General features: G+C 34.1%; 18 protein-coding genes. 9 read left to right on the top strand and 9 right to left on the bottom strand.

The window, feature by feature from the left end; genetic code table 11:
- Positions 1 to 2 precede the first annotated feature (2 nt).
- The 8 genes from BD847_RS02255 to BD847_RS02290 all read left to right on the top strand — a co-directional run bounded on the left by BD847_RS02255 (position 3) and on the right by BD847_RS02290 (position 8,630).
- A complete protein-coding gene (locus BD847_RS02255) occupies positions 3 to 2,390 on the top strand; it encodes a heavy metal translocating P-type ATPase (RefSeq protein WP_115886634.1) in 2,388 nt (795 codons plus the stop codon).
- 116 nt (positions 2,391 to 2,506) lie between these two features.
- Positions 2,507 to 2,698: a cbb3-type cytochrome oxidase assembly protein CcoS gene (gene ccoS / locus BD847_RS02260; protein ID WP_115886635.1), complete on the top strand. Its 192-nt coding sequence runs from the start codon at positions 2,507 to 2,509 to the stop codon at positions 2,696 to 2,698.
- 2 nt (positions 2,699 to 2,700) lie between these two features.
- A complete protein-coding gene (gene ccoN, locus BD847_RS02265; RefSeq protein WP_115886636.1) occupies positions 2,701 to 4,887 on the top strand; it encodes a cytochrome-c oxidase, cbb3-type subunit I in 2,187 nt (728 codons plus the stop codon).
- A 7-nt stretch (positions 4,888 to 4,894) separates the two neighbouring features.
- Complete coding sequence (locus BD847_RS02270; protein ID WP_115886637.1) at positions 4,895 to 5,089, top strand: CcoQ/FixQ family Cbb3-type cytochrome c oxidase assembly chaperone; 195 nt, start codon at positions 4,895 to 4,897, stop codon at positions 5,087 to 5,089.
- A 2-nt stretch (positions 5,090 to 5,091) separates the two neighbouring features.
- On the top strand, positions 5,092 to 6,033 hold the full coding sequence (locus BD847_RS02275; RefSeq protein ID WP_115886638.1) for a cbb3-type cytochrome c oxidase N-terminal domain-containing protein: 942 nt from the start codon (positions 5,092 to 5,094) through the stop codon (positions 6,031 to 6,033).
- 11 nt (positions 6,034 to 6,044) lie between these two features.
- Entirely contained in the window at positions 6,045 to 7,463 is a 1,419-nt protein-coding gene (gene ccoG / locus BD847_RS02280) for a cytochrome c oxidase accessory protein CcoG (protein WP_115886639.1), read from the top strand.
- Between the two features lie 12 nt (positions 7,464 to 7,475).
- Entirely contained in the window at positions 7,476 to 7,925 is a 450-nt protein-coding gene (locus BD847_RS02285) for a FixH family protein (RefSeq protein WP_115886640.1), read from the top strand.
- 3 nt (positions 7,926 to 7,928) lie between these two features.
- The gene (locus BD847_RS02290; RefSeq protein WP_115886641.1) at positions 7,929 to 8,630 is read left to right on the top strand and encodes a sulfite exporter TauE/SafE family protein; all 702 of its coding nucleotides are present in this window, start codon (positions 7,929 to 7,931) and stop codon (positions 8,628 to 8,630) included.
- Here BD847_RS02290 and hemN read toward each other — a convergent pair.
- From hemN to prfB, 8 genes are all read right to left on the bottom strand, one after another.
- Positions 8,627 to 9,991, bottom strand: a complete 1,365-nt coding sequence (gene hemN, locus BD847_RS02295; protein WP_115886642.1) for an oxygen-independent coproporphyrinogen III oxidase — start codon at positions 9,989 to 9,991, stop codon at positions 8,627 to 8,629. The genes BD847_RS02290 and hemN overlap by 4 nt on opposite strands.
- 122 nt (positions 9,992 to 10,113) lie before the next feature.
- Positions 10,114 to 10,590, bottom strand: coding sequence for a hypothetical protein (locus BD847_RS02300; RefSeq protein WP_115886643.1), 477 nt, complete (start codon positions 10,588 to 10,590; stop codon positions 10,114 to 10,116).
- A 106-nt stretch (positions 10,591 to 10,696) separates the two neighbouring features.
- A complete protein-coding gene (locus tag BD847_RS02305; protein WP_115886644.1) occupies positions 10,697 to 11,041 on the bottom strand; it encodes a hypothetical protein in 345 nt (114 codons plus the stop codon).
- A 120-nt stretch (positions 11,042 to 11,161) separates the two neighbouring features.
- Entirely contained in the window at positions 11,162 to 11,584 is a 423-nt protein-coding gene (locus tag BD847_RS02310) for a DoxX family protein (protein WP_115886645.1), read from the bottom strand.
- Positions 11,585 to 11,709: 125 nt separating this feature from the next.
- Entirely contained in the window at positions 11,710 to 13,338 is a 1,629-nt protein-coding gene (locus BD847_RS02315) for an acyl-CoA carboxylase subunit beta (RefSeq protein WP_115886646.1), read from the bottom strand.
- A gap of 157 nt (positions 13,339 to 13,495) precedes the next feature.
- The gene (lpxD, locus tag BD847_RS02320; protein WP_115886647.1) at positions 13,496 to 14,494 is read right to left on the bottom strand and encodes a UDP-3-O-(3-hydroxymyristoyl)glucosamine N-acyltransferase; all 999 of its coding nucleotides are present in this window, start codon (positions 14,492 to 14,494) and stop codon (positions 13,496 to 13,498) included.
- A 336-nt stretch (positions 14,495 to 14,830) separates the two neighbouring features.
- Entirely contained in the window at positions 14,831 to 15,277 is a 447-nt protein-coding gene (gene msrB, locus BD847_RS02325; protein WP_115886648.1) for a peptide-methionine (R)-S-oxide reductase MsrB, read from the bottom strand.
- Between the two features lie 103 nt (positions 15,278 to 15,380).
- Positions 15,381 to 16,479, bottom strand: a protein-coding gene (prfB, locus tag BD847_RS02330) for a peptide chain release factor 2 (RefSeq protein ID WP_115886649.1) whose coding sequence is annotated in 2 segments (ribosomal slippage) — positions 15,381 to 16,415 and positions 16,417 to 16,479 — 1,098 coding nt in all. Because the reading frame shifts where the segments join, the coding sequence is not laid out codon by codon here.
- Between the two features lie 151 nt (positions 16,480 to 16,630).
- Between prfB and BD847_RS02335 the strand changes: the two genes are divergently transcribed.
- On the top strand, positions 16,631 to 17,650 hold the full coding sequence (locus BD847_RS02335) for a threonine aldolase family protein (RefSeq protein ID WP_115886650.1): 1,020 nt from the start codon (positions 16,631 to 16,633) through the stop codon (positions 17,648 to 17,650).
- Positions 17,651 to 17,789: 139 nt separating this feature from the next.
- Here BD847_RS02335 and BD847_RS02340 read toward each other — a convergent pair whose 3' ends face one another.
- Complete coding sequence (locus BD847_RS02340; protein ID WP_115886651.1) at positions 17,790 to 18,110, bottom strand: YbaB/EbfC family nucleoid-associated protein; 321 nt, start codon at positions 18,108 to 18,110, stop codon at positions 17,790 to 17,792.
- Positions 18,111 to 18,159: the final 49 nt, after the last annotated feature.

The raw sequence follows: 18,159 nt of genomic DNA on the forward strand, positions 1-18,159 counted from the left end.
TTATGAGTGAGCAAGGTTGTTTTCATTGTGGGATAACGATTCCTAAAAATGAAGAAATCAATTTTGATGAAAAAAAGTTTTGTTGCAACGGTTGTAAAACCGTGTACGAAATTTTTAGTCTTCATGATTTAACCTGTTATTATGATTTCGAAAAATCACCCGGAGCAACTCCACAGGATATTGCAGGGAAATATGATTTTTTAGATAATGATGCTATTCTCACAAAAGTACTCGAATTTCAGGAAGGAAATACTTCAATTGTTTCTTTAAATATTCCGCATATACATTGTAGTTCTTGCATTTGGATACTTGAAAACTTAAACAGAATTCAAAGCGGAATAAGTATTTCGCAAGTTAATTTTCCGGAAAAAAGAGTCCGAATTACTTTCAAATCGGATCAGGTTTCACTCAAAGAAATTGTTTATTTGCTTAGTTCCATTGGTTACGAGCCTTATATAAGTCTTGAAAATTATGAAACTGGAAAAAGTAATGTTGACCGAAGCTTAACTTATAAGCTTGGTGTGGCATTTTTTTGTTTTGGGAATATTATGCTGCTGTCTTTTCCTGAATATTTCGAAATTAAAGAGTTCTGGCTGGATAATTACAAGCCATTTTTTAGATTTTTAATTTTCATTTTGGCTTTGCCTAGTTTTTTATATTCTGCAAGCGGTTATTATGTTTCTGCTTACCATAGTATTAAAACCAGAATGCTGAATATTGATATTCCAATTGCATTGGGGATTATTGTTATGTTTATCAGAAGTACATACGATATGCTGATGGATCACGGACCGGGTTTTTTTGACAGTTTAGCGAGTTTGGTTTTCTTTATGCTTTTGGGAAAAATGTTTCAGATCAAAACCTACAGTTTTTTAAGTTTTGAAAGAGATTTTAAATCCTATTTTCCAATTGCGGTTACACGTATAAATTCAGATACTTCAGAGGAAAGCGTTCCTATTTATGATGTTTTGAAAGGAAACAGATTATTGATTAGAAATCAGGAATTAATTCCTGTTGATGGTATTCTAATTAGTGAAAAAGCGGAGATTGACTATAGTTTTGTAACTGGTGAAGCAGTTCCAATCACAAAAAAATCTGGTGATAAGGTGTTTGCCGGAGGAAAACAAATTGGGAAAGTTATTGAGATGGAAGTACTTCATTCTGTTTCTCAAAGTTATTTGACTCAATTATGGAGTAATGAAATTTTTCAGAAAAAGGTAAATCAAAAACATAAAACAATTACTGATAAAATAAGCAGGTATTTTACTCCTATATTATTACTAATAGCATTTGCAGGATTTGGATATTGGATTTTTATAGATGCTAATATTGCTTTTAATGTTTTTACAGCCGTTTTGATTGTTGCATGTCCATGTGCGCTTGCATTAACAGCTCCATTTACTTTCGGAAATATATTGCGAATAATGGGGAAACAAAAAATGTATTTAAAAAATGCTATAGTAATTGAACAATTGGCAAAAGTAGACACTATAGTTTTTGATAAAACGGGTACAATTACAACGAATAAGAAATCAAATATTAGTTACGAAGGTAAAGAGATTGATGAGGAAAATTTGATTTTAATTAAAAATGTGCTGCGTGGTTCTAATCACCCTTTAAGTCGTATGTTATATGATTTTTTGCCGGAAACCATTAGAATCAAAGTAGATGATTTTGAAGAAATAACCGGGAAAGGAATCTTAGCTTCTGTAGAAAACCAAACAATTAAAATAGGTTCAGCTTCCTTTCTTGAACAGTCTGAACTCCAATCTTCAGAGATTGAAAAAACGGCACTTTATATAAAAATAAATGATGTTTATTTAGGTAGATTTAATTTTAAAAATCAGTATAGAGATGGTCTAAGAACGTTATTTTCGACTTTAAGTAAAAACTACCAGATAAAAGTATTATCAGGCGATAATGACGGAGAACGAGCCACTCTTGAAACTCTTCTACCAAAAAATACAGAATTAATTTTTAATCAGAAACCAGATCAGAAACTGGAATTCATAAAAAAACTCCAGGAACAAGGGCAGAATGTCATGATGGTTGGAGATGGTTTAAATGATGCCGGTGCACTGGCTCAAAGCAATGTTGGGGTTTCAATTTCTGAAAATGTCAATGTTTTCTCGCCTGCCTGCGATGCGATTTTAGATGCGAGTGAATTCTCGAGACTGGATTATTTTTTAAATCTTTCGCATAATGCTATAAAAATTATCAAAATGAGTTTTATTTTATCACTATTGTATAATGTAGTAGGGCTGGCTTTTGCAGTTACAGGAAATTTACTTCCTCTGGTGGCGGCAATCATAATGCCTCTAAGTACAATTACGATTGTGAGTTTTGTTACTTTTATGTCTAACTATTTCAGTAAGAGTAATTTAAAATGATTATAAATAATTCTAGAACGTTTTTTTAGTAAATTTATCATTAGTCATTTGACAATGATAATTATCATATTTTATACCCCAGTAACCCACTAATTTTGTTAACATAAATTTATGGTATGAGTGTAATTTATCTATTAATTTCAGTTAGTATTTGTGTCGCAATAGGCTTCTTTATTGCTTTTATCATCGCTGTTAAATCCGGACAGTATGATGATGATTATACACCATCTGTCAGAATGCTTTTTGACGACGAAACAAAAATTACTCCTCAGAACAATAATTCACCAACCGAAGAAAAACAAGTATAATTATGGAAATGGAACAGTTTTATTACGACAACAAAATTGTAAAAAAATTCATTTACGCCACTATTCTTTTTGGAGTAGTAGGTATGTTAGTAGGTCTGACCCTGGCGGTTATGTACCTTTTTCCCAATATAACAGATGGGATCTCCTGGCTTAGTTATGGTCGTCTAAGGCCTTTGCATACTAATGCCGTAATTTTTGCCTTTGTAGGAAATGCGTTCTTTGCCGGAATGTATTATTCTATGCAAAGATTATTAAAAGCAAGAATGTTCAGTGATTTTCTTAGTAATCTGCATTTTTGGGGCTGGCAGCTTATCATTGTTGCTGCAGCAATTACATTGCCATTAGGTTATACTTCTTCGAAAGAGTACGCAGAACTTGAGTGGCCTATTGATATTGCAATAGCACTTATTTGGGTCGTAATGGGTATCAATATGATTGGTACAATGCTAAAACGAAGAGAGCGCCATTTGTACGTAGCGATTTGGTTTTACATTGCAACATTTGTAACTGTAGCTGTTTTACACATTTTCAATAATATAGAAATTCCTGTTTCAGGTTTAAAAAGTTACTCCGTTTACGCGGGTGTGCAGGATGCACTTGTACAATGGTGGTACGGTCATAATGCGGTTGCATTTTTCTTAACTACTCCTTTCCTTGGGTTAATGTATTATTTCATTCCTAAGGTCGCAAATCGCCCTATTTATTCTTACAGATTATCAATTATTCACTTTTGGTCTTTAATTTTTATTTATATCTGGGCAGGACCTCACCACTTATTATATTCTGCTTTACCAAACTGGGCTCAAAATTTAGGAGTTGCATTTTCAGTTATGCTGATTGCTCCGTCTTGGGGAGGTATGATCAACGGATTGTTAACTCTAAGAGGTGCGTGGGATAAAGTACGTGAAGAACCGGTTTTAAAATTCTTTGTAGTTGCAATTACAGGTTATGGTATGGCAACTTTTGAAGGACCAATGCTTTCTCTTAAAAATGTAAATGCTATTGCGCACTATACAGACTGGATCGTTGCACACGTACACGTTGGAGCTTTAGCATGGAACGGATTTATGTCATTTGGTATTATTTACTGGTTGATTCCAAGAATGACCAAATCAACATTATTTTCTAAAAAATTAGCGAACTTCCATTTCTGGATTGGTACTTTAGGGATTATTGTTTATACTATTCCGTTATATGTGGCTGGTTTTCAACAAGCTTCTATGTGGAAGCAATTTAACCCGGACGGAACTTTAACTTATGGAAACTTCCTTGAAACGGTTACAGCAATTATGCCAATGTATTGGATGAGAGCTATTGGTGGTAGTTTGTACTTAATTGGTATGCTAACGCTGGTTTATAATATTATTATGACTGTGAAAGCTGGTGAAACAATTGAAGATGAATTGGCTCAGGCTCCGGCTTTACAAACAATAAAAAGTAGTAGATTAAATGGTGAAAAATTCCATTCTTGGTTAGAAAGAAAGCCAATTCAGTTAACAATATTGGCAACAGTTGCAATTTTAATTGGTGGTATTATTCAAATTGTGCCAACAATTATGGTTAAATCGAATATACCAACAATTTCGAGTGTGAAACCTTATACGCCATTAGAGTTAGAAGGACGTGATTTATACATCAGAGAAGGTTGTGTAGGTTGTCACTCTCAGTCTGTGCGTCCTTTTAGAAGCGAGGTAGAACGTTACGGAGTTCAAGCAAAAGCTGGGGAATTTGTTTATGATCATCCATTCTTATGGGGATCAAAACGTACCGGTCCGGATTTATTAAGAGTAGGTGGAAAATACAATGATAATTGGCATTTTAACCACATGTGGAATCCACAAAGTACATCTGCTGGTTCAATTATGCCAGGTTATAAATGGCTATTTGATAATGAACCTCTTGATATTTCTTTGACACAAAAGAAAATGAAAGCGATGGTTACATTAGGTGTACCTTATACAGAAGAAGAGGTTGCCAATGCACAGCGTACATTAAGAGAACAGGCTGTTAAAATAGAAAAAAGCCTGGAGAGTGATCCTGATTTTGTAAAAAGCTATGAAGACAGCAAGAAAAAAGCTGCAGCAAAAGGCGAAAAATTTATTCCAATGAATGAAAGAGAAATCGTTGCGCTGATAGCTTACATACAAAGGTTAGGTACTGATATTAAGGTAAAAGAAACTTCTAAATAACAGCATTATGTTTGAGCAAATAAAACACAATATGGAAACAATATCGGGTATAGAAGTTTACCCGATAATTTCTCTCTTGATTTTCTTCTTCTTCTTTGTAGGATTGGGCTTTTGGGTGTTTTCGTATAAAAAAGATAAAATTCAGGAAATGAGTCAGATTCCTTTAGACGAAGGGAGTATTATAATTTCAAAAGATAGATAACAATGAAAAAGTTTTTCCCAGTATACGTTAGAGTACCGCTGATTTTCTTCATCGGTTTTGCCTTAATGGAGTATTTTATAGACTCAGGAGATAAACCGGCATTTATAAAATATCCAATGGTTTCTGTCTTTTTATTTGTCTTTCTTTTTATTCTGATCGCAATCGAGATTACATTGAGCGCAGTAAATCGCGTAATGTACCAATTGATGTCTCCTGAAGAGAAAGCAAAATTAGATTACGAAGATAGTCTGAGTTTGAAAGAAAGCACTTGGTACAAAGACCTTATGCATAAGCTGACTAAAACACAGCCTATGGAAAAAGAAGGTGACTTATTGATGGATCATGACTATGATGGAATTAAAGAGTTGGATAATAATTTACCGCCATGGTGGGTATATTTATTCTACATCTGTATTGTTTTTGGTGTTATTTACGTAGCAAAATATGAGTTGTTTGGTGGAGATAATCAGGAAATGGAATTGAAAAAGGAAATGGCTCAAGCAAAAATTGATGTCGATGAATATTTGAAAACTGCTCCGGATTTAATGGATGAAAAAACAGTTGTATTGCTTACGGATGCACCTAGTTTAGATGCGGGTAAAGAAATATTTACGACCAATTGTGTAGCGTGTCACCGAGCAGATGGAGGAGGGCAAATTGGACCGAACCTGACTGATGACCGTTGGATTTTAGGTGGAGGAATTAAAAACTTATTCCACACTATTACAAATGGAGGTCGTGACGGTAAAGGAATGATTGCCTGGAAAGGAACTCTTAAGCCAAAAGAAATTCAAAAAGTAGCGAGTTATATTTTGTCTTTACAAGGAAGTAATCCAAAAGATCCAAAAGAAGCAGAAGGTGAAGTTTGGGTAGACGAGAGCGCTCCAATAAACGATGCAACCTCAGCTGCACCAAAAAAAGACACCACAGAAGTTAAAAAATAAAATAGAATACCATGTCAAATTTATCAGACGAAGCTTTTAGAGATACCATTGGAACAATAGATGAAGGTGGTAAACGGAAATTTATTTTCCCCAAGAAACCGTCTGGCAAATTTTATGATTATAGAAAGATTGTCAGTTATGTTTTGCTGGCAATCTTATTTATAAATCCGTTTATTAAAGTAAACGGAAACCAATTTATGATGTTTAATATTCTTGAACGTCGTTTTAATATATTCGGATTCCCGTTCTGGCCGCAAGATTTTTATCTGTTCGTCATTTCAATGCTGGTCGGCGTTGTTTTTATAATCTTATTTACCGTTGTTTTTGGAAGGATATTTTGTGGATGGATTTGCCCGCAGACCATTTTTCTTGAGATGGTTTTTCGCCGAATTGAGTATTGGATTGATGGTGACAGAGGGGCTCAGTCCCGTTTGGCAAGACAGGAATGGGATGCAGAAAAAATTAGAAAAAGGCTTATAAAATGGACTATTTTCTTTTTGATTTCTTTTCTCATAGCAAATGTTTTTCTTGCTTATTTAGTTGGAAGTGATGCTTTGTTTTTAATGGTTGAGAAAGGACCAATTAAAGAGTCAAGCAATTTTATTGCGTTGCTTATTTTTACGGGAATTTTCTATTTTGTTTTTGTTTGGTTTCGTGAACAAGTTTGCATTATAGCCTGTCCTTATGGTAGATTGCAAGGTGTACTTTTAGATAATAAATCAATTAACGTGGCTTATGACTTTGTACGAGGCGAAAAAGAAGAAGGTCGTGCAAAATTTAATAAAAAAGAAGACAGAGCATTAACAGGAAAAGGCGATTGTATTGATTGTCTTCAGTGCGTTCATGTTTGCCCTATGGGAATTGATATTAGAAATGGTACACAATTAGAATGTACAAATTGCACAGCCTGTATTGATGAATGTGATCATATAATGGATTCTGTTGGATTGCCTAAAGGTTTGATTCGTTATGCTTCTGAAGATGAAATTGCTAAAAAAGAGCCATTCAAGTTCACTTCAAGAATGAAAGGGTATACAGCCGTTCTGTTTATATTGTTGAGTATTTTTGTTGGAATGTTATTTTTAAGAACGGATGTTCAGGCAGTTGTATTGCGTTTACCTGGTCAGCTTTTTCAGCATGAAGGAGAAAAAATCAGTAATGTGTACACCTATAAAATTGTAAACAAAACAATGAAAGATTATAACGATATTCATTTTGAGTTGATTGATCAGAAAGGCGAAATAAACAATGTTGGAAAAAGACATTTTAAAGTTGCAAAAGAAGGAATCTCTCAAGGAACATTATTTATAAAAATAGATCAAGCCTTATTGGAAAGTGATAAAACGAATGTTAAAATTGGTGTTTATAACGGTTCGGAACTACTTGAAACTACTACTACAAATTTCTTAGGACCGCGAAGTTTTAATTAAAAATATACAATCATGAAAATTAATTGGGGTACCGGAATTGTCATTGCATTTGCATTGTTTATGACATTTATTTTATATTTTGTTTTTGAAGTACAATCAAATAGTAAATATGATAACGATTTGGTTGTAGAAGAATACTACAAACATGACACTCATTTTCAGGAGGAAATGGCACGAATTCAAAATGCACACGATTTGCAGCACAAACCAGTTATTAAATATAATGATCAAGGAGTAACTGTAACTTTTCCGGCAACTTTTGAAAGTGATAAAATTAAAGGAAATGTTTTATTGTATCGACCTTCAAATAAGAAATTTGATTTTGATACTCAGCTTGCTTTAAATAATTCTTCTTTACTTATTCCACAGAAAAAATTGATTAAAGGACGCTGGGATGTCAATATGGAATGGCAATATGAGGGTAAAAAATACTTAACAAAAGAAGTGATTTACGTAAATTAAAGAATGTTATACTCTGCTTTTATATTTGGTCTTATTAGTAGTCTTCATTGCGTTGGGATGTGTGGTCCTATTGCAATGATGCTTCCTGTTGATCACCAAAACAAAGCAAAGAAAGTAATACAAATACTCACGTATCATTTAGGCAGATTAACCGCATATTCTACAATCGGTTTGATATTTGGATTATTGGGACGCGGCTTTTTTTTAGCTGGAATGCAGCAGAATATGTCGATTTTTATTGGCGTACTTATGATTGTCATCGTGCTGGTTCCTGAGAAAATATTCTCAAAATATAATTTTTCAAAACCTGTTTATAAAGTAATTGCCAGTATAAAATCCAGTCTTGGAAGCCAGTTTAAAAAGAAAAGTTATCAATCTCTTTTTACGATTGGTTTGTTAAACGGATTTTTGCCTTGCGGAATGGTGTATGTAGCTTTATTTGGAGCAATTGCTATGCAAAGTGCTTCGCTTGGAGTTGTTTATATGTTGCTTTACGGATTAGGGACTTTACCTTTGATGACTGCCGTAGTTTACATACATTCTATGTTAAAAATGCCTTTTAGAAATAAAATCCAAAAAGCGATTCCTTATGTTGCTGTTATAATTGGAATCTTATTTATATTAAGAGGTTTAGGTTTGGGAATTCCTTATATCTCACCTTCAAATATGAGTTTATTTGTTCAGGGAACACCGGATTGTCATTAAACAGTCATTGAAAACAAGTTGGTTTCAGGTGATTTTCTTTTTAATTGTAAATCAAAAGCCATACAGATATTACGAACGAAAGGTCTTCCAGCTTCCGTAATTTTGATTTTATTTTCTTCTATCACGATTAACTGATCGCTTTCAATTTCTTTTAAAGATTCTAAAACTTCCGGAAGTTCTTTAAAGTATAAAGAATCTTTACTCCAGGAAGTTTCCAGTTCGCAAGTTAGATTAAGTATATGTTTTCTAATAATTAGGTCTTCATCATTTAAAATATGACCTTTAATAACAGGCAATTGATCAGCATCTAAAAGTTGATAGTAATCTTCAAGGCTTTTAGTGTTTTGAGCAAAACTATACCAGCTATCACTAATAGACGAAACACCTAATCCAATCATTAATTGCGTTTTTGATGCGCTGTATCCCATAAAATTTCGGTGCATTTTCTTGTTGTGTGCAGCATGGTAAAGACTGTCTGAAGGCAAGGCAAAATGATCCATACCAATTTCGTGATAACCATTAGCGGAAAGCAATTGTTTTCCTGTTTCGTAAAGTTGTCTTTTTTCAGCGTCTTTTGGAAGATTTTCTTCGTAGAAACCTCTTTGTCCATTTCCTTTAATCCAAGGCACGTGAGCATAGCTATAAAACGCCAAACGATCTGGTTTTAATGAATTTGTTTTCTCAACTGTGTCGATGATATTTTCTATGGTTTGAAATGGTAATCCAAAAATAATATCATGGCCAATAGATTTATATCCAATTTCTTTTGCCCAAAAAGTTACTTTTGCTACATTGTGAAAAGGCTGAATTCTGTGAATCGCTTTTTGTACTTTTTCGGCATAATCCTGAACGCCAAAACTTACTCGGCGAAAGCCAAGATCATACAGTTTTTTTAGTTGTTCGTATGTAGTGTTGTTGGGATGTCCTTCAAAACTAAATTCATGATTTTCAGCTTTTACTGCACGACTTAATATTCCGTTTATTAGAAGTTCTAAATTATCAGAAGAGAAAAATGTCGGAGTTCCTCCACCTAAATGAATTTCTTTTATTAGGGGTTTTTCTGGAAGTAATTTACAGTAAAAACGCCATTCTTTCAAAACAGCTTCAATGTATTTTTCTTCGACAGAATGGTTTTTTGTAATTCGTTTGTTGCAACCACAAAAGGTGCACATGCTTTCGCAAAAAGGTAAATGGATGTATAAACTTATTCCGTTTTCTGAATTGCTCTCTGAAAATGCTTTCTGAAATGATAATTTCCATTCTTCAACCGTAAAAGCACTTTCGTTCCAATAAGGCACTGTAGGATAGCTTGTATATCTTGGTCCAGGAACATTATATTTCTGAGTTAGCGAGATTTTCATAAAAAACGGATTTAGTTTTCATCAAAATTACTATTTCATGAGAAGGTATAAAATGACAAATATCATAAATCGCTAAATAAAAAAGAGACCCAAAATGAGTCTCTTTTTTTTGAATTAAATAACTAACGTGAAATAGAATCTTGGATGATTTTAAGCCATTTTTTTGCAAACATATGATCTTGGTAAGCGCTTATTTGTTTGATGCGATCGTCATCAAAATCATAGAATGGGATTGTGATTTTTTTGGATGTTTCTTTATCTATAAACTCATAATCAATTTTTACAATTGTATCAGATTGCCCTTCGGTTGTCAGGACCAATTTGCAGGAAGAGACACTTTTTAAGTCCAAATAAGTTGATTCCTGTTGATTTGGATTGAAATTCATCAATATAAATCTTCGGTGTTTTTGATCGATTGTGAGCGTTTTATTGCTTTGTGATTCGGTTAAATCAAACTCTTCCGGATGAGTAGGATTGAATTTCTTTTTTATATTTAGAATTTTTGATTTGTTTGCAGCACTTGACTTAGCCGAAAAATAAATAGGAATCGCCACTATAATAGCAATCACGATACCAATAATGGTTACACTTGTTTCCATGTTTTAAAATTTGATAAATAATGTGAAATACTAACAATTTCCTGATGGAAAGTGCCAGAAGCTTTTAGAAGAATTTATTTCTTCACGTTTAAAATTTCATATTTAACTACCAGAAAAAATGGAAGGGGTAAAGCATCAGTAAGGCCTTTTTGTTTTGCGCAGAGAATTGATGGGCAAAATTTGAAGCCGACTTAACTAATTGATATTGCGGAATAACCACCAACAAGGTATCAAACCATTTAATTATAGGATGGTTTGTCTTGATGTTTGCTGCCAATTGATAATTGGACTGTGGTTGAATGAAAGCAGAAGAATCTGTGCTTTCTTTTGTGAAATTGGTATCGGTTTTTTGGGTTTCGATTTTTTGCACAGCACTATTGCTCTCTTGCGAAACAAAAAAGGCAATAATTAAAAGTGAAACAAAAAATACAGTTTTACGAATCCAATTCATGTGGGCGAATTTAGTTCATAAAACACAATAAAAGAAATTTTAGAGTGCTAATTACTTCTTAAAGTTCCTTTTATTTTGTTAACCTCAGCTTTTATTTTAAAAGCTGAGGTTAAATATGATTTATTGCTGCATTTTGAAATAGTAATCTGCGGAATGTTTTCCTCCGCCATAAAACAGGAAGAAAATGCAAAGTAATAACACTACAATTGCTAAAATTAAGCTTTCGGAATGCATACGTCCCATAAAATTAACTAGAACGGCACCAAAAAGTATTGGTAATTGAGCTGCAATTGCCCAACGGGTGAGTAGCCCAAAAACAATCATTATTCCCCCAATCATATGGGCTGGTGCGATATAATGTAACAGAAACATACCGCCACCGAATTGATCAATAGGAGAAATTAAATCATGTAAATACTGAACATTCGTTACAAATGAAACTCCTTTCATAAATAAAAAAACACCCAATATAATACGTACTAAATCTACAGGTAAATAAGTGTGCGAATTTGCCCATTTATTCAAACTTTTTACATTTTCCATGATACTACGTGATTTATAAATTATGTAACTAAGTTACTAAATTTTAATTATATTTTTAGTTTTAAGTATCTGAAAATAAGTTTTTTACTTTTTATTTAACAACCATTGCGAAATTCGGAATGGTGTTAAACCTGAATAACACCCAAATTAAATGGTTTTTGAATAGGAGCATGGTTTGCAGCTTCAATTCCCATTGAAATCCATGTACGCGTGTCCAAAGGATCAACAATGGCGTCTGTCCACAAACGTGATGCGGCATAATAAGGAGAAGTTTGCTCATCGTAACGGGCCTTTATTTTGTTGAAAAGCTCATTTTCTTTGGCTTCATCTATGATTTCTCCTTTTGCTTTAAGCGAAGAAGCTTCTATTTGTGCCAAAACTTTAGCGGCCTGAGTTCCGCCCATAACAGCTAGTTCTGCACTTGGCCAGGCAAAAATTAATCGTGGATCATATGCTTTTCCGCACATGGCGTAGTTACCAGCGCCATAAGAATTTCCGACAATTACAGTAAATTTCGGAACAACAGAATTGCTCACAGCGTTTACCATTTTTGCGCCATCTTTGATTATTCCGCCGTGTTCAGATTTCGATCCTACCATAAAACCGGTAACATCCTGTAAAAATACAAGCGGGATTTTCTTTTGATTACAATTTGCAATAAAACGAGTCGCTTTGTCTGCACTATCAGAATATATAACTCCGCCAAACTGCATTTCGCCTTTTTTTGTTTTTACAACTTTACGTTGATTAGCGACAATTCCAACGGCCCAACCGTCTATTCTTGCATAACCGGTTATAAGAGTTTGGCCATATCCGTCTTTATAAGCCTCAAATTCTGAATTATCAACCAAACGATTGATGATTTCCATCATATCATATTGTTCATTTCGGGCTTTTGGTAAAATCCCATAAATTTCATTAGGATTTAAAAGAGGTTTTTCGGCTTTTATTCGGCTATAGCCTGCTTTTTCAAAATCACCAATTTTATCGACAATATTTTTAATTTTATCTAAAGCGTCTTTATCGTCTTTTGCTTTATAATCGGTTACACCGGAAATTTCGCAATGCGTCGTAGCGCCACCTAATGTTTCGTTATCAATAGTTTCTCCAATTGCCGCTTTAACCAAATAGCTTCCGGCAAGAAAAATGCTTCCGGTTTTATCTACAATTAAAGCCTCATCACTCATGATAGGTAAATAAGCTCCGCCGGCAACACAACTTCCCATTACGGCAGCAATTTGAGTAATGCCCATACTGCTCATTTGTGCGTTGTTTCTAAAAATTCGGCCAAAATGTTCTTTATCCGGAAAGATTTCATCCTGAAGCGGTAAATACACACCAGCACTGTCAACTAAGTAAATAATTGGCAATTTGTTTTCCATTGCTATCTCCTGAGCGCGCAAGTTTTTCTTTCCGGTAATAGGGAACCACGCTCCGGCTTTTACAGTAGCATCATTTGCAACAACAATACATTGTTTGCCTTTTATATATCCTATTTTTATTACGACACCTCCAGAAGGACATCCTCCATGTTCTTTATACATTCCATCTCCAACAAATCCTCCAATTTCTATGCTTTTAGAATTTTCATCCAGTAAATAAGCAATACGTTCACGAGCGGTCATTTTTCCTTCGGCATGAAGTTTTTCAATTCGTTTTTCTCCGCCACCTAATTTTACTTTAGCAAATTTTTGTTTTAATTCTGAAAGAAGTAGTTTATTGTGATCTTCGTTTTTATTGAAGTTTAAATCCATGAGATATTGATGTTTTTATAAAATAGTATTGGCTAATTTACAAAATCAATTGAAATAAACAGAAGAATTTGATTTTGTATAATGGATATTCTAAATGATCTAAATTTTGATTGTAAAAAAAAACAGAAGGTTTTGAAGCTTCTGTTTTTTATAGATTTTATTTTTTTGAATCGCAAACCATTCGTTTTAAAATTGCCCATTGTTTTAAGGCATCACGTGCTTCAACGGCGGGATATCCCAACATGGTTTTTCCGGCAGGAACATCACAGGTAACTCCTGAACCTGCACCTACAATAGCGCCATCGCCTATAGTTGTATGATCTTTTATCGAAGCGCTTCCGCCTATTATAACGCCATTTCCCAAGGTTACAGATCCAGCAAGACCGCTATTACCGGCCATGATGCAAAACTTCCCAAGTTTGCTGTTATGACCTATTTGAACTAAGTTATCAATTTTACATCCGTCTCCAAGAACGGTTGAACTAAATTTACCACGATCGACACAAGTATTTGCACCAATTTCGACTCTGTTTCCAATTATTACATTTCCAATTTGCGGAATTTTAACCAAACCATTTTCTTTACAAGGACGGAATCCAAAACCATCTGCTCCAATAGTAGCATTTGGATGAATTATACATTCGTCTCCAATATGGCAACGCTCACGAATTACAGTTCCTGACCAAATTATTGTGTTTTTACCAATTGTGCATTCGTCTAAAACAGTCACATTTGGGTATAAAGTAGCACGTGCACCAATTTCAACTTTTGGGCCAATGTAGCAACCGGCACCAATTTTAGCACCTTCGCCAATTATTGCCGTTTCGTCGATAGTAGCAGTTTTGTGAATTTCTGTACGAAAGATTGGAGTAGGTGGGGCAAAAAGAGCAAGAATTTGAGACATGGCCAAATCAGCATTTTTTACTTTAATGAATGCACGATTTTCCCCAGGTTCAATAGATATATCTTCGTTAACGACAGCGACAGAAGCATTTGAAGCTGACCAGTATTTTTCGTATTTTTTATTTCCTATAAATGAAATTTCTGAAGTTGTGGCTTTTTCGAGTTGCTCGGTTGCAGTTATGCTTTGAGAAGTTGTTCCGTAAATTACGCCATTGATAACGTCATTAATTTCTTGGATTGAATACGATTTCATTGAATTTATTTAATATAGTTGGGGATAATTTTCGCCAAATAAAATAAATAACATTTTAATAACCTAATGTTTTTTCTGTGTTTGATAAAAAATATTTAAAATAATAGTTCAAATATTACAAAATTAACATTTTCCCTATTAATTTTTTGATTGTTTTCTAATATTCGCTAATTCAAATGAGTTTGCTTCTATTGTAATAAATGACTGAAAATGATAGATTTAGCTTTGAAAAAAGTAGTGCGGAAATATTGATAAGAGATAACTTATGTTTTATTTGTTAAGAAGCGGTATTTAAAAAAAAAGCGATTCACTTTTTAGAAAGGAATCGCTATACTTTTATTCTTTTACTTTAGAAAGAGAAACAGCATTGATACAGTATCTTAAACCGCTTGGAGGAGGTCCATCTGGAAAAACATGTCCCAAATGAGCATCGCAAACATTGCATACTACTTCAACCCGAATCATTCCATAAGATTTGTCTGCATGATAAGCGATTGCATTTTCTTTTATCGGCTGTGTAAACGAAGGCCAGCCCGTTCCTGATTCAAATTTTTCGCTTGCATCAAAAAGAACCGTACTACAACATTTACATTCGTAGATTCCGGGGTCAAATAAACTACACAATTCAGAACTAAAAGATCTTTCAGTTCCTTTTAAACGTGTTACCTGAAATTCTTCCGGAGTTAGAATTTGTTTCCATTCTTCTTCCGTTTTTTCCACTCTTTTTTCGGGAGCGGGATTTCCTTTATTTGTAAAATGAATTACATCGGCCCATTTTATCATAACTATTTTTTTAAGTTTTCAGTCACAGTTTTCAGTCACAGTTTTCGGTCGCAGTTTTCGGTCGCAGTAAACTGAATACTGCGACTGAACACTGAAAACTTTTTTATTCTTCCTCTTTTTGCCCCATCATCATTAAATATGCTTTAAGGAATGGGTCAATATTTCCGTTCATAACGCTGTCTACATCGCTGGTTTCGTAGCCAGTACGAACGTCTTTAACTAATTTATAAGGTTGCATTACGTAATTACGAATTTGCGAACCCCATTCAATTTTCATTTTTCCGGCTTCAATATCAGCACGTTGTGCTTGCTGTTTTTTCAATTCGATCTCGTATAATTGAGAACGTAACATTTGCATGGCACGTTGTCTGTTATCTTGTTGCGATCTTGTTTCAGAACACTGAATCTGAATTCCGGTTGGTTTATGTACCAATTGTACTTTGGTTTCGACTTTATTTACGTTTTGTCCTCCCGCACCACTCGAACGAGATGTTGTAATTTCAATATCGGCTGGATTAATATCAATCTCAATACTATCATCAACAAGCGGATAAACATAAACAGAAACAAATGAAGTATGACGCTTTGCATTACTGTCAAAAGGTGAAATTCTCACCAAACGATGTACACCATTTTCTCCTTTTAAATAACCAAAAGAATAGTCGCCTTCAAATTCTAAAGTTACCGTTTTTATTCCGGCTACGTCACCTTCCTGAAAGTTAAGTTCTTTTATTTTATAGCCATAACTTTCTCCCCACATCATATACATACGCATAAGCATTCCAGCCCAGTCACAACTTTCTGTACCTCCAGCTCCGGCAGTAATTTGAACAACTGCGCTTAAACTGTCGCCTTCTTCTGAAAGCATGTTTTTGAATTCTATATTTTCAATATGCGACTCAGTGGCGTTATATTGTTCATCTAATTCTTCTACAGAAAGTTCGCCCTCTTTATAAAAATCATAAGCAAGCTGTAATTCTTCGGTAAGTGTTACTGCTTTGTCATAATCTTCAATCCATTTTTTTTTGTTTCGAAGATTTTTTACGATGCTTTCTGCTTCTTTTGGATTGTTCCAAAAATCAGGTGCAAAAGTTTTTTCTTCCTCGTTTGCAATTTCGATTAGCTTGGCATCAACGTCAAAGATACCTCCTCAACGCACCAAGGCGCTCCACAATACCTTTTACTTGTTCGGCTGTTGTCATAAATTAATAATGGTTTTTATATGTTTTTAACAAATATTACGTTAATTTGGTTCTATAGAATCAGCAAGTTAAATTTTACTAAAACTTGCGGTCAATAACAAACAGTAATATGTAATTTTGCTGTACAAAAATAAGATATAGTTTTTAGAATATGGAAATAAATTTAATTAGCGATACCATTACCAAACCTACATATGAAATGCTTCAATATATGTTTAACGCTCAGGTTGGCGACGATGTATACAAGCAGGATCCTACGGTTATCGAATTAGAGACAAGAGTAGCAGAATTTTTTGGTATGGAAGCTGGGCTTTTTTTTCCATCTGGAACTATGGCAAATCAAACCGCGATTAAATTGCATACCCAACCCGGAGAGCAATTAATTGCTGATAAGTATGCACACGTTTTTCATTACGAAGGAGGAGGTGTTTCCTTTAATAGTGGCGTTTCCTGTTGTTTATTGGACGGAGACAGAGGTATGATAAATGCGGCTCAGGTTGCGGCTGCGATAAATGATCCGGAGTTTTATCATAGTCCGTTAACGAGTTTGGTATGTGTAGAAAATACAACAAACAAAGGTGGTGGAGCTTGTTATGAATTAGAAGATTTAAGAGAAATAAAAAAAGTTTGCGACGCTAATAATTTGAAATTCCATTTAGATGGAGCAAGGATCTGGAATGCATTAGTCGCTAAAAGACAAAATCCAAAAGAGTTTGGAGCTATTTTCGATACTATATCAGTTTGTTTATCAAAAGGTTTGGGAGCTCCAATTGGTTCAGTTTTGCTTGGAAGTAAATCTGATATTCATAGAGCGTTGAGAATCAGAAAGATACTTGGAGGTGGAATGCGTCAGGTTGGTTATTTGGCTGCAGCCGGATTGTATGCCTTGGCTAATAATATTGAAAGGTTGGCTGAAGATCATCGCAGAGCTAAAGAAATTGGAGCAATTTTGAGCACAAAATCCTGGGTTGCCTCAGTAGAACCGGTAGAAACTAATATTTTGATTTTTTCTTTAGCAGAAGGTTATAGCGATCAGCTTCTGATTGAAAAATTAAAACAGAAAAATATTTTAATAAGTTCCTTAGGGCACAACAAACTAAGAATTGTTACGCATCTGGATTATAAAGAAGTGATGCACAGTTATGTAGTGGAGATGCTTTCGAAGATTTAGGAAAGAAGGTTCAAAGTTACATAGTAACAAAGGGACAAAGGGACAAAGGTTAATAAAAAAGACGCTTAATTAAGCGTCTTTTTTGTTTTAGGTTCTAATAAGAAACCTTTGTCACTATGTAACTTTGAACCTTTGTCTCTTATTTAAAAAGATTATCCATCCCCGGAATCATTGGCATATCCATTTTTGCAACAGCGTCAAGTTCTCTTTCGTTTATATTTGTTGCTTTTTCAATTGCTTTATTTAATGTTACGATTAAGTAATCTTCTAATTGTTCTTTATCTTCTAAAAGTAAATCGTCAACAGAAATTGTTTTGATTTTTCTGCTAGCCGTGATAGTTATTTTTAATAATCCGTCAGCACTTTGCTCGTCAATCAAAACAGTATCCAGACGTTTCTTTGTATCTTCAATTTTTTGTTGGGTTTCTTTAAGTTTTCCCATCATTCCCATTAAATCCATTTTTTGTTGATTTTGAAATTATTTCATACAAAATTAGTATATTGCTGTA

Source organism: Flavobacterium cutihirudinis, from assembly GCF_003385895.1.
GTDB classification, from domain to species: domain Bacteria; phylum Bacteroidota; class Bacteroidia; order Flavobacteriales; family Flavobacteriaceae; genus Flavobacterium; species Flavobacterium cutihirudinis.